Below are 13,780 nucleotides of genomic sequence, written 5' to 3'. Positions count from 1 at the left end.
TCCAGGTGCGGCTGATCCGCCTTCCTGTAAGCGTGGCCTGGCGGCTGCGTGCTCACCAACCCCAACTGCTTCATCCGTCGACGGGCACGGTAACGGCTCAGCGGCATTCCCGCCTGTGTGACCATCGTGGCAATGCTACGAGCGCCGGCAGAACCGTTACTGATCTCATACGCTTCAACAACCTGGTCCAGCAGCCTCTGCTCAGCCTCACAAGGCCTTCTATCCCGATCACGCCAGGCACGGTAGCTGCTGCGGTGCACCTCAAGGATCTGACACAGATGCTGCACCGCATGGCTCTCTTCAAGTCGCTCGATTATCGAGACGTGCTCAGGGAGTCCGACATCAAGAGAGCGGTAGCCTTTTTTAATATTTCCTTCTCTTCCTCCACCCGCCGAAGTTTGCGTTTCAATTCCTGTATCTCACGCTGTTCCGGCGTCAGCGCCTCACCGTTTTGCGGGGGCTTGCCGGAGCGCTCGGCCCGAAGCCTGCGCACCCAGTATTCCATGGTAGATTTGCCCACCCCCATGGCCTCGCACGCCGCCTTCAGCGTGTAACCCTGATCGACCACGAGTTGAGCGGCCTCCAGGCGAAATTCCGGACTGAACGTTCTTTTCCTTGTCATCATCTGCACCTGACTGTCTCTGTGAGTGATCATACACTCAAAATCAGGTGGCCAGATTCACTATGCCACTACACTCGCCGCTTCGATTTCTTGCCACTGCGCCCAACCGGCCCAGTAAGGCAGCCAACAGCAGCCGTTCTTCGTCTCTTGATTCATCACAGAGAACTTGGGCGCGCTGTACCAGCAGTGCCAGGCGGTCTCCCTGAATGAACTCCTGCACCTGCCGAGCCGCCATCACGCTGGTCAACTGGTCATCTAGCTCACGCAGGCTGGCGGCCTTCTCCAGGACACCTTTGGGAACATTTGCCGTCTGATTCAAGAATCACCCTCGCTCTCAGTTTGCTCTCTGCAAGGCCGGTTGATGACCAACAGCTGCTGCCGTGCTCGGGTCGCTGCAACGTAGTTCTCAAAGCGGTCCAGCAGGCTATCGCAGGTACCAGCATCGAGAATCGCCACGGCCTTGAACTCCAGTCCCTTGATGCGCTTCTTGCTGCCGAAGCGCACTCCGCTCTCCTCCTGACCGGGATCGGCCTGACGGGCCTTCAGCTCCACGGTAGCAAAGCCATTCGACTGCAGGGCGCTGATCACCCTTGAGTTAGCCGGAGTCAGACAGATCTCATGAGTCTTCAGCTGACCGCTTTTCGTTAGCCCCTTCACCCACGTCACCACGGCACTAGCCACCTCATCATCACTGCCGGACTTAACCAACTGTGGCTCAGGCCCATGGAAGATGGAGCGATCCCCTTGGGTCATGGCCTGCTCACCGTCCAAGTCATCCACACTCACCCCCTCGAGGGCTGCATGTGCCCAGTCACGGATCTCCTCGCTAGTGCGATAGTTGATTTTCAAGCGACGTGAACGCCCTCTCACCTCTATACCGGCCCGGCCGAGTGGGACGGGCACGGGGTTATAGATGCGCTGGTGGCCATCACCCACCACACAGAGCGGATTATCCAGCCCCTCGGCAATGGGACTGATGCTGGCGACCAAGCGTAGCGCCTCCAAGCTGAAGTCTTGAATCTCGTCGACCAGCACGTGGCGATAGCGCGGAAACTCACCGCGGTCCAGAACTTCGTGCGCCTGGTGGATCAGACCATCGAAAGTCAGCAGGTTGCGGCCCGACAGCTGTCGACGCACCTCGACGAAGACCTTCCACAAGGCCTTGCGCTGCTTGCGGCGCAGGGGTTTGCGGCCAGTACGCACGACCGTGAGGTACTCCTCCTCGCTGGTAATGCCCATGGGGTCAATGATCTGTTCGAACTCGTCGCGAACGAAATCCCCTGAGAAGTCCAACTCGGACGCCACCGGCATGGCCAACACCTTCCGCCAGATAGACTGCAAGTCCTCCCTCTCGGCAATCTTCCCTTGCCACTGGGCACGCGCGCAGATCGTCCGGGCAAGCTGATGCAGGTTGGTCACCTCGATGCGGTCGACCACGCTGGGCGCCAGCTTCTCCATCAATCCCTTGATGGTGACCGATAGGTTGGTGGTGAAGGTGGTGATCAGAACCTTCTCGTCATTGCTGCAGCTCTGAGCCAGCCAGGCCGCACGATGCATCAGTGCAACAGTCTTGCCAGTGCCAGCCGCGCCGAAGATCTTCATTGGCCCACGGGTATGCCATTCCACCAGCTTGCGCTGATAAGGGTGAAGAAACACCCGCCACTCTTCGATATCCTCGCTGAGTATCTCGCGTAGGTGCTCTTCACCCTGGACCAGCACGAGATCCATGTTGGTGATATCGGCCAGATGACTGAAGTCGCCGGGCCCGGTCGGCTTCTCGATCTCCTCAAGCGCACCCAGCATCTCGTGGATGGCCCCATCCAGGGGCATGCCAGAAGCTACTCCGTAGAGCACCTGCGCCGCCTCAGGCGGCAAGTAGTCGGCTAGCCGCTCGAAGTCATCGTCGTTTCGGACCGCACGAACTGCCGGGATCAGGGCCTCGGGCACGCCGGCCTGAAAGAGCTCCTCATCGGAGAGCGCCTGAAGGGCATATTCGGGAACGGCTAGGGCCTCTGAGGACGCCGCTTCTGTCTCGCCCAGCTCTGAGGAATGTAGGGAACGCTCAGCCTCCTCAACATCGAATACCTGAAGGGTGCCCAATGCCTGGTGGGCCTCGAAGCGCTTGTTCCGACACCACTCGTAGGCCTCGTCGTGGTGGTCGATATGCATGAGCAGGAAGGTATCCCCCTTCTCGGGGGCAATTACGATGGCGCGATAGTCAGCACCCACGCGAGCACTGCGCACTTTACTGTCCTTGACGGCATTCAGCGGCTCCAGGTGGATACTGGCCTGGGTGCTGTCCTCCTCGAATTTCTGGGTCAGCTCCACAACTTTCTTCTGCACCTTGGCCGGTAACTTGCCGAAGTTCTTCAGCACGTCCCGGTGCAGCATCATCTTCGCCATGGTCAGTCTCCTGAATTGCGTTTCGGCAGCTGCTCAATACACCACGCTTCGCCGTGGGTCTGCATATCACTGTCGGTGATCACTCGCCAACCGGCCTTACCCCACTTGGCGGCGAAACTGGCCTGATCCCCGACCAGCAGGGCCACGGGCGGCGAGGCCTCCGGCCAGGCGAGCTCCGCAAAGGGCTCATCCCCCAGGTCATCGCTGTAGTGTTCCACCTCGGGGAGTTCACAGCCTCTGGCCGCCATCTGTCGAACCAGCTTCTCGAGGGTGGAGAGCGTCTCCTCGACAACCTCCAGCCACTGATCATCCAGGCTCACCTCGGGCAGCAACGTAGGCTCAGGAATCACGCCGCTCTCAACTTCAGAGGTGGTGAAGACGAGCATCCGCTCCAGGAACTGGAAGAAGTTTGCCAAGGCGTGGAAACGGCGCCAGCGCAGTCGGTAGGTCTCCTCCCCTCTTCGCTCCTGCTCGCTATCGCCCAGGCGCAGTTCTACCGTAAGGTTGGTGTAATCGTTCAGCAGCAGCTCCTGGCCTAACCCATACACCATCAGATCGTCGCTCAAGGCCAGCTTCTGGGCGATCCAAGCCCAGTCACCGCGATCATCTCTTCCCAGAGGCGGTGCCGAATAGCCAGCGCGCCACATCCCGAGGGCATTGTTGAACTGGCCCGCATCCTGCCCGATGCCGCTGCTGGCCAGTCGCATCAATGCAAAGCCCCCCACCACCTGGCCGAACCGCTGCCAAGCTTCAACGCTGGGCGACATCAAAAAGCCCTTAAGCTGGGTGAAGGCGTCACCAGTAACCGAGCTCACTTGTGGCAGGGAAGACTCCATCTTACTGCGCCACTTGACCAGTACATCGTCGGTCATCCGATCGGATAGGAATCGGAAACGCTCCCCCTCCGGCTGGCCCAGGTCGTCCCAGCTTAGCGACCAGACCCAGTAACGCTGGCTGTCCAGGATGGCCCGGCGCTTGAGGAAATCGTCAGCCAAGCGAGACTCGTCCTCATGTGGTTTGACATGAAACTCGAACCCATCCAGGAAGATGGCAATCGGTCGACAGACATCGTCATCCGGGCGCAGCAGGAAGTCTGGCTGGCAGCCCACCGCAACGCCTTGGGCGCTGCCCAGCAATGGCTGAAGCTGCAGCGACCAGACGCGCCCATCGCCTAAGGTGAACTCGAAGCCTCGTGTGCCGCCGATCAGCACTTCGCGCCAATCTTCCTCCCTGCCTCGCTCAACTACCCAGTCACGCAGCCGATTGACGAAGCGTTTCTCCAGCACGCTGCCAAACATGGCCCGGGGCTTGATCTCATCCAGCTCCTGCTTGGATTCGCGAGCCTCACCCGCTGCGATCAATCGACGCAACACCCGAATGCCCTGCTCACGGCTGATCTGGTCGGCGCGATACTGCAGGTGGTAGGTGCGCAGGCAGCGGTAGCAGCCGTCGGTATCGTCTTCGGTCTGGTGAAGCTCGCGGCAAGGGCAATGCTCCAGCTCGGCGAGAGCGCGGCGCAACACATCCATTACCCCCTCGCCCGCGCGCTCGTTGTCATCGACCTCCTGGAACAGCGCCTTGAGGAAGCCGGTCCCCCCCGGTACCGCATCCATCAGCACCAGATAGTGCTGGGTTATTCCCTGTTGCTGGTTAGGGATGACCTGCTGCTGAACCAGCAGATGACCGGGGTCGCCCTGGAAACGCAGCCGCATACCCAGATAGATGGCGGCCTCCAGAGTAGCCACATCCTCCGGCTCCACGTCAGGCAGCAGCAACCGTACCGCCTCGGAGCGCAGTTCACGATAGAGATAGACGTGCTCCCAGCGGTAGGCGTCATCCTTGCGCCCCTCGCGGTGGCGACGCTGGCTCTCGCGATGCCCAGAGCAACTGCGGCGATGGCGCACTTCTCCGGGGCCTTGTCCGGGGTCAGCAGCCATGCCGCAATCGGCACAGATCAGGAAGCCCTCGGAGGAGACCTTCTCCTGACCAAAGGCGAGGTCTCGATACTGGTCCTGATATCCGGCATTAACCTGGCGAAGCACCATGGCCGAGCGGTACTCGATACCAAAGGGCTCGGTGTCATTACCTACCGCGCCACTGGCCTGCTCCACCGTCTGGTCAAAAGAGGTCACCAGCTGATAGCGCTCGTTCTCACGTTCCTCGCCCTTGTCTGCGGAAAGGCTGTCGTAGTACTCCATGTAGGAAACCGCCTGCGAGCGGGAGAACTGCAGAAAGTTCTTCTTTTGCCCCAGGTCGCTCTGGCTCTCCGGTCCATCGTGACCGCACTGCGGGCAGGCCGGCACCGCTTCCGGGCGATGCACCTCGGCGGCAAGCCGCATATGGCCACACTGGCCACAGATGGTCCATTCCCCCACCAGTGGCTGGTTGCGTGAGCCCAACTCGACCTGCTGGACGGCGAAGCGGTGGCTGTGGGTGTAGAAATGGTTGCCTGGCGCCAGCTCTCGAATGGCCTGGACGCCGGATCGCACCAGCTCGATGGGCGGACGAGTCTCGATCACCTCACCATCATCTCCTTTGGGGCGGCGATGGTAGATGGAGCCAGAGAATCGCACGCCGCGCTCCGGGAAGGCATAGTTGGGCAACAAACCGTGCTCGGTCAGCACTTCCAGCGCACTTATCTCGTTCAGCTTGCGCTGACGAGCACGCAGGATGCGCTCCTCACGCTCGATCTCTGCACGGTCGATCTCTTCGGTGGCAGGCTCCAGCTTATTCTTCTGATCGCGCAGGCGCTTACGCGCATTGTCCAGCAGCTGACGCTGCAGCTGGAATTCGCTGGCGGCACGCTCGACGGCCTCGCGCAACCGTTCGGTTCGCGACTCACCGAGGAAGCGCTCGCGGGTATCTTCCCGGGCATCATGGGCAAAACGCGCCATGAAGCGCTGCTGGAGCGCTTCCTCATGCTTCAGCACCCAGGTCATTAGTCCCGGGATATGGCCAGCCCGATTCTGGACCACTTCCTCCACCAGTTGCTTGCCGGTTCCCGGCAGGTCAGTCAGCACCCCTTCACGCACCGCCTGGTCGAAACAGAACGCCAAATACTGGCGCACCAGCACTGCGCTGGCATCCAGCCAGCAGCCCGGCGGCTCGATCTCACCCGCCAGCAACGCTTCCGGCCTGGCATAGAAGAACAGGTCGTGAGGGCGCTGGTTGATCACGCTAAGGATCAGGGCCGTGCCCGTCTTGCGCCCCGCTCGTCCAATACGCTGCAGATAGCTCGCGGCGGTGGGCGGAATCGAGCAGAGCATGGTGGTGGAGAGATCCCCGATGTCGATACCCATCTCCAACGTCGACGTGGCGGTCAACACATTGGGGTCATCGGCGTGGCTACCATCATTGAAGTTGGCTTCCAGCCCTTCCCGCTCTGGGGTATCCAAAAGCCCGGTATGTTCATGAGCAAACACGCGGCGCAGGGCCCCCTTACGATAGCGGGTGCGGTAATACTTCTCACGCTCGCTCAACTCGGCAGGACGATATCGTCCGGTTGCATCCTGGTAGGAGAGGCACGGCGCATCTCGCCACAGCAAGGCTTCCTGCGGTGGCCGATAGAGGTAGTAGCCGCTGCTGTTGCAAAGCAGTTTCTCCCCAGTCGGATAAAGCCGTGCCGCCGCATCGCTAATCGCATACCACGCCTTGTCTCCGTCCTGATGCAACTTGCGTAGTAGTCCAGCGCTTTCTCCTGCCTCGAGGAAGGCGGCCAGGAGGTCGACCAGGGTGGCATCGTCTACGCTTGGCAGCTCCAGCACCCGCCGGGCCCACACCAGCTGCCAGGGTGGCATCTGTCCGTCCCGGGGCGGCACCAGGATATGGTCATGGCGCTTGTCAGGGTGCGTCGTCCAAAGCCGCGGCTGATAGCGGCCTTGGGGCGGAAAGCTCTCTCGCCCCTTGACCACCTTCCCGAATGGATATTTGCCCCAGTAGTTCTGGCGGGCAAAGCTCGTCAGATAGGGATGGTGCAGCCCACCACGCTCGCGCTGACGGTGCAGCATGCCCAACACCCAGAGCCTCAGTGCCTCATCGCTCAATATTTCGAGGCGTGGGCTAATACGCGGAAAGCGCTGACGCAGCCTCTCCAACGTCGCATCGATACGGCTCGGCTCCCAGCCCAAGGTCGCACTGGCGTGGCGCTCCATGGTGCGACCGTGCGTCAGCATCAGGCCGAACTCGCTGGTGGCTTCCCAGGTCAGGCGCTGCGCCACCTCCGCCAAAAGCCCGGCAGGCGGCATCTGGACACTGCTGTCGCGGTAATCGAGATAGTCACCATATTCACGCAGATCCGGCGGAATCAGCGTTGCCATCACCTCCTTCATGCTGCCTGGGCGCCCTGGCGTAGGCTCGGCCCAGAACGCCAGCAGACGCTCCCCTACCTCCGGCAGAGCAACGCCCTCCTCTCCGGCCTCATCTATCAGATGCTGCAGGGCCGTACGCAGGGTGAAGCGATAGGTTCGTGCCGAGAAAAACCCCGCCCGATGGCTTGCGTCCTGGACGCTGTCAGTGAAGGCCAGCAGCTTGGGATCGTTGTTGAGCACCGAGCCGAACACCTCATCGATGGCCACGCTGGCAATGGTGGCCGCCCGGCTACCGATGAACATCAGGCTATCGAGGGTGCGGCAGTGCGGGCAGCGACGTATCCCGATCCGCTGGCCGTTATTACGGTGGTCATGCTCGTGCACCACCTTGACCGGGAAGGTACGCTCTTCGGTCAGCGGACAAGGACCAGGGCCCTCGCGCAGCACCAGCGATCCAGGTGAGAGATGCCAGCGCAGCCCTTCCAGCTCCTGCTGGCCACTGGCATTGATGGGATCATCTCCCTCACGCCAGGGGCTAAGCACCACCAAGCTGGGTTTGGGATGACCTTCGAAGCCCCAGGCCTCATAAATCGGCGGCAACTCATCGGCAAGCTGCATACCGCGCACGCCGTGCTGTTCGATGGCGACATCGGCATCCAGGTCGCGTAACCCAACCCAGGCCAGCTCGCCGCACTCGGTGCAGTGCACCACCGGCAGCTGATGGCGCCCCTCGGGAGGCGGATTATCCAGCCAGGTAAAGGCCGGGTCCTGATGGACCAGGGCACCGATACGCCGGAGCTCACGCAGCCAAAGCTGCACCTGGGTGGGTACCAGCGGGAAGGCCTTGCCGCTACGCAGCTCACGCGCATGGGCCACCAGCGCCAGGAAGGCCATCAGCACCTCGCCCCGCTGTGCCAGATCGCCCACCGAACGGAAGGCGAAATCCTCTCGCGCTAGCTCTCGAAGCAGATCCAGCCAGTGGGCCGGTGCCTGCTCGGTAGCCACTAGAAGCTTCTGAAACAACGGATGCCATCGAATCCACTCGCCCAGTGCCACCCCCCAGCGAGTGTGCTCATCCAGCTTGGAAAGCGATGCCTTGAGCACCGAGCAATGCGGCGTCCACTCCGGCCAGCGAGGATCCTCGGTTGCGACCGGCAGCGTCGGGCCACCGAACAGCGATGCCATCCGGTAGGCATAGTGAACGGCATCCTCGCGATGGCGAGGCACGCACTCCTCCGCCGAGGGCAGCGTATCGATCTCCAGCTCCGGCACACGCACCACTTCGTCGACCCGGTAGCGATCCTCCTGGATCACCGCATCGTCGGTGATGCTCTCCTCGAAGAGGGTGCTAGCGAAGAGGCAGAGCTTGTGCATCGGCCCAAGATTGCTTTCGTCATCGCCCCCCGCCACGGTGGCGCTGGTGCCCACCATGCAGAGCTGGCCACGGGATATCGAGAAGCGCTCCTTCAGACGCCGAAGCAGGCAGGCCACGTCGGCGCCCTGGGCGCCGTCGTAGGTGTGCAGCTCATCGAGCACCAGATAGCGCAGCAGGCTGGGGTCGGCCTGGTTGTGCCGCCAGATGCTGACATCCTTGGGCCGCAGCAGCAGGTAGTCGAGCATCTTGTAGTTGGTCAGCAGGATATCCGGCGGATCTGCCTGCATGGCTTCGCGGTTGGTGATCGCCTTGTAGGTCCACTCACCGCTGCCATCCTTAGCGGGCTCGCGCGTGACCTCGACATAAGTGTCTGGCTCGGCGCCCTCCTCCTTGCTGGATGAGGAAGTCATCCGACCCGTGTAAAGGCCCACGCGAACCCTCGCCCTTGGATGGCCAGCGACCATATCGCTGAGCAGCGGCGACTTGAGGATCTCCTCGGCGAAGCGCCCAGCCTGGTCGGCCGCCAAAGCGTTCATCGGGTAAAGTATGATCGCCTTTATCCCATCCCTTTTTCCCGACTGGTGCATACGCTGGCAGTGATCCAGGACCGGGTAGAGGAAACACTCTGTCTTGCCTGAGCCGGTGCCGGTGGTAACCAGCGTATGCTGTGGCTGATTGCCACCGCGTGTGGTCAGGCGTCGCCAGCTGATCGCCTGGTGGCGAAACGGTACATAGGGAATCTCGATATCGAACAGATCCGAGATATTCCCCGAGTCCAAACGAAACGGCCGACGAACCTGCACCCAAGGCCCTTTAAAAAGGCCATTCTCGGGATCGTTGAAGAAGGCATCCAAGGCCTTTTCGGTAGCGTTGTCGCGCAGGCGAAAAGTCGCCTGTAAATAATGCAGCACTTGCTTGCGAACTTCCTGGGCTAGCGTGGCTGGCAGCATTACTTTCTCCTATTGCCCTAAAAGTCCATGATTCAGGAAAGCGCTTGTTCATAGGCCTGCTGAATGATCGGCAGCACTTCCTGAATATGGTCTTCCTTAGCCACCCAGCTGTAGACTCCGGTCAGATTGCCATGACGGATGTAGCTCCATTGGTGTGTAGGGTCGACTTCTTGGGCCAGCTCTGGATCCAGCTCCTCTTGCTCGACTCCCATGATGAGACCCAGGTAGCCGGAGCGAGGCACCACCTGCAGAAAAGCACTGAGGGTATAAAAGGTCACGTTCTTATGGCTGGCGATAGGCGAGATATCCTCACCCAAAGACAAGACAACCTCTTGCAGGGCGTTATAGAGCTTCAGGTTCCGCTTACCTAATACACTTTCTATATCGTACTGCTCAGAGCGTACCTGTCGGTCTCTGAGCTCATATTCGGCAACCAGCTTTTCATCCACATCAAGAGCGCCCCAGATCTTAATCGCCTTGGCGGTCAACATATCACCACGCTCTCTCATCTGATTTTCCGTCCAGATGTCCTGCTCCGCAATATACCGATTAAGACGTAGCGGGCTATCCTTGAAGCCATTTAACGTTGACTTTTTTTCTGCGAAACCACTATCACTGTATTCGCTGTTATAACCTGTCAACGTTAGATTGCCCAAACGATGCAGCCAAGTCTCCTGAATCTCTTTCCATCTATCACCCAACATCTCACGCCATTCGGCACGCAATTTTTCGTTCTGTGGCATCACATGCTCTACCGAAAAACTGGCAGTGTTTATCTTTTCCTTACTGCGTCGATTTTCAAGATTAGAGAGGAGATATTTAAGAATACGAAGTCCATACAGCTCGTGATTCTTCAGCGCATACTCGAACTCGGAATCTGAAGGGAAGCGGCTAGTGCGCTTGAAACGAGCCAGTGCCACTTTGAGCGTTTCCAGAGGATTATCCAGCTCTATCTGTTGTGCCAAATTTGCAAACGTATTGCCTAGAGAACGCGTCTGCATACCGCACACTTGGCGCCGAAGTAGGTAGCTCTCCAGACAGTCAATTGCCTCAAGAAATTGAGCCTCACTCAACGCAGAAGTCCCATCCTCCTCATTCGCATAGGTCTCATAAAGACGCATGACGGTAGGCGAGACCACCTCTGCCAGGGAACGCAGCCGCTTGAATGCCTCTCTTAGCGATTTATTCTGCTCAGTACCGAACATAAAGGCTGCATGGGGCTTGGCAAGCATCAGGAGCCGCTTAAGGGGTTGCTCGACATCGTGCTTTTCCGACTGTTCTGAGAACCATTCCTTGAAGACACTGTAGACATCTTGCGAACGCAGGAGGGTGTTGCTGCCTGTTTCCAACGTCAGAAAATCCTGCATGAACCGGTCAAAGCGGTAGCTCCCCTCGCTGCCAAACAGCTGTTCCATCGGAAACCAGTAGTCCTGATAAAGCCGTGTCTGAATCTCATACTCCTGCCGCATCAGTACATAGTTACGGATCAGATCGGCCTGAGTGAGATCAACACCTGTTGAATTGAGGCTCTCGAATATGGCCTGAGGATCATCTTGGCCTTGCTGGAGCATTACTTGCACCACCTTGAGCTTCTGGAAGCCCTGATAGACCTGTTCGATGGTGCTAGCGTCCGGCAACCAATTACAGAACAACTGAAAATTGTCGACGACGTTCTGGCTACCCCCCTCCGGTAAGGCCCGGCCATCAATCAGTGCGCAAAGAGTGTTCCGGTCGCCCTTCGTCAAGAGCAGCTTGTAAGCAGCGGAGCCCTGACCATACTCGTTAGCCAGAAAATAGCCGCGAATCGCTTGGATGGGTGTCATCCCCACCTGCTCAATGCCCAACTCACTTGCTTGCTTGACCAGGGCGGCCATTAACAGGGTCACGGTAGTCAAGCGCTGCTGGCCATCTACCACCTGCCATTGGGGGATACTTGCCATGGTCTGGTGATTGGGAATCAGCACTACTGATCCTGTGAAGTGGCTTTCGATACGCGAGGAAGCGCCAGCCCGAACAATATCCCGGAACAACTGACAACAATGCGGTTCATGCCAGCTATAGGTACGCTGGAAAATCGGGATCAGGAACTGCTTTGGCCCCTGAATAAGCTGGGCTAGAGATACATCTGCAGCTTGCATTATCAGGCAACCTCTTCTTCATTAATTTCGATCCCCAAACGCTCGGCGAAGACGCGGTAGGCGGTGCGGTAGTCCTCGATGCGGTCGACGTGGCGGAACGGCGGATAGAAGGTGCGAGTGACAGTCTGATTGCCGTTATCGATCTCCCAGCTAACGGTCAGCGGGGAGATGCCGTCATGGTTGGCGCGAGCGTCGCGAAGCCCCTTGCCACCGGCGTCCTTGCGGGATGTATTGGGCAGGCGCTGGCCGCGACTGTCGTATTCGTCCGCCTCTTCATAGGCCTTCATCACCGGGAACTGGACGGAATAGATCTGGATCAGCTCTTCCTCGGTCAGGTCCAGCTCCAGCGCACAGAGTACATCGATCTCGATCTGTGCCAGGCGGCGCTGCATGTCATTGCGCAGCCGTGGACGCAGCTCAATGGTAAAGTTGGTGCCGTCGAAGACACTGTGCAGCATGTGGGATCTGGAAGACGTCAGCTCGATTCCCTCGTAGAAATCATCGAATTGTTTCGATAGGCACTGAAGCGCCAAGGTTCTAGCCACTAAGGCATCACATATTTCAGGCTTTACCGGCATGATGAGACTGGCAAGGTCACTATTGTGGATGTGACCTCGGCCTTTCAGCTTGATATAAAAATCGGCAACTACTGAGGTACAAAAACCAGAAAAAGCAATAAGCGCATGCTTATCGAGCATTGTAAGAACACGCGCCGTATTGATCGCCGTTGCTCCTACCGGCATCAACGCTCCCATCAGAGTGCGCTCGTTGGACGGCTGACACATATCACGCACCATAAAGCGTGAATAGGCTGTCAACGGCTTGGGAAGATATTTTTGCTGTTCATCGCTTGGCGCTGCTTGCTCCAGCCGCACATCACTGAAGCTACGCGTAAACGCCTGGGCGTTGCGCTCCAGGCCATTGTGCTTCAGCCAGCGAACTGCCCCTTCCACGTCGCCCTCCCAGCGGGAGAAGAAGCCGAACTGCCGGGCGGTGCGGGCACCGGGGCGTGATGTCTCGATCCCGTAGCGCTTGAGCGGCTCACCCAGCAGGGCTTCATAGGCAGCCACCTCATCGTCGGCGACGAGCCAGAAGCCGGGCTGCCAGCCGCTATCGGTCCTGATCGGCTTCTGCGGCTTGGGCCACTCGGGAATGGCGTCATAGAAGGCGGTCAGGTCGCCGTTTTCATCGCCAGGGCGGTAGACAGCCCTTGGCAAATAGTCGCTGGGGATACTCTCTAAGTCGATTACTTCATAGTCACTCTTTTCCTTGCACAATGTCCGTGCTGTCTTGGAGAGCGGGTTGCCTACATAGAAATGAGGACCGGAGATCACCCACTCATCTGCACAGGACGGCTGGAAGCTCGGCTCCTGCTGGCGAGTGATGATTCCATCTCGCTGAGCATTAGCTTCATGAAACATCTCAGAGGGAAAGTATTTCCCTTTAAAATTCCCAAGCCGCATCGGTGCCTTGGCGAATTTTTCCAGCACTTTCAGCACTGGGTGGCTATGCACTTGGGGTAACCGCGCCTGTGCTGCTGGAGTGCCCTCCTCATCCAGAAGTTTGGCAAACAGTGATAGCTCTTCTTCTGTTACCCTGATAGCCCTTAGCGGGTGACCGCGAAGCTCCCACTTTCCTTCGGCATCTTTCAACGCTGGAACAGGATTATTTTCATTACCAACAAAAGAACATTGAGCAATGACTTGCGGATGAAAAGCATTACTGATGGAACGAAAATCAACAACATCCTTAGTCGGTCCTGAAAAACCAAAAATCACCGTGAAATCATGATTATGCGCCTGGATGATGCTCCCTTTTCGGCGTAAAATCTGGTCTATCCTCGCCAAAATCGTGAGAAATCGACATGACTCCCCGCGATCAGCGCCAGAATCCACAGCGTGACCTGCTCAACATCTACCTTGATGACGTCATCAACATGCGCCACGAGTTGGTGCAAATGAGTCAGAGAATCGACTGGTCCGATT

General features: G+C 58.8%; 6 protein-coding genes. All 6 read right to left on the bottom strand.

Translation table 11 applies throughout. The features are described from left to right. Positions 1-313: 313 nt before the first annotated feature. The 6 genes from H146_RS22540 to H146_RS0117420 are packed head-to-tail and all read right to left on the bottom strand — an operon-like array spanning position 314 to position 13,573. The gene (locus tag H146_RS22540; protein WP_026352095.1) at positions 314-622 is read right to left on the bottom strand and encodes an IS3 family transposase; all 309 of its coding nucleotides are present in this window, start codon (positions 620-622) and stop codon (positions 314-316) included. Between the two features lie 43 nt (positions 623-665). Then, positions 666-941, bottom strand: a complete 276-nt coding sequence (locus H146_RS0117440; protein ID WP_019953164.1) for a hypothetical protein — start codon at positions 939-941, stop codon at positions 666-668. Then, complete coding sequence (locus H146_RS0117435) at positions 938-3,025, bottom strand: UvrD-helicase domain-containing protein (RefSeq protein ID WP_019953163.1); 2,088 nt, start codon at positions 3,023-3,025, stop codon at positions 938-940. Before H146_RS0117435 ends, H146_RS0117440 begins: the two co-directional genes overlap by 4 nt. A 2-nt stretch (positions 3,026-3,027) precedes the next feature. Then, positions 3,028-9,657, bottom strand: a complete 6,630-nt coding sequence (locus tag H146_RS0117430; RefSeq protein WP_019953162.1) for a DEAD/DEAH box helicase — start codon at positions 9,655-9,657, stop codon at positions 3,028-3,030. Between the two features lie 32 nt (positions 9,658-9,689). After that, the gene (locus H146_RS0117425; protein ID WP_033195855.1) at positions 9,690-11,795 is read right to left on the bottom strand and encodes a DUF262 and DUF1524 domain-containing protein; all 2,106 of its coding nucleotides are present in this window, start codon (positions 11,793-11,795) and stop codon (positions 9,690-9,692) included. 2 nt (positions 11,796-11,797) lie between these two features. Next, entirely contained in the window at positions 11,798-13,573 is a 1,776-nt protein-coding gene (locus H146_RS0117420) for a hypothetical protein (protein ID WP_156826890.1), read from the bottom strand. Positions 13,574-13,780 lie beyond the last annotated feature (207 nt).

Origin of the sequence: Kushneria aurantia DSM 21353, assembly GCF_000382245.1 — a bacterium.
GTDB lineage: Bacteria > Pseudomonadota > Gammaproteobacteria > Pseudomonadales > Halomonadaceae > Kushneria > Kushneria aurantia.
Note: the sequence above shows the minus strand (reverse complement) of the source record. Positions and strands in the feature narration are given on the sequence as shown.

Excerpts from the sequence above, each read along its gene's own strand:
- H146_RS0117430 (WP_019953162.1), bottom strand. The coding sequence starts at position 9,657 with ATGCTGCCAGCCACGCTAGCCCAGGAAGTTCGCAAGCAAGTGCTGCAT.
- H146_RS0117425 (WP_033195855.1), bottom strand. The coding sequence starts at position 11,795 with ATGCAAGCTGCAGATGTATCTCTAGCCCAGCTTATTCAGGGGCCAAAG.
- H146_RS0117435 (WP_019953163.1), bottom strand. The coding sequence starts at position 3,025 with ATGGCGAAGATGATGCTGCACCGGGACGTGCTGAAGAACTTCGGCAAG.
- H146_RS22540 (WP_026352095.1), bottom strand. The coding sequence starts at position 622 with ATGACAAGGAAAAGAACGTTCAGTCCGGAATTTCGCCTGGAGGCCGCT.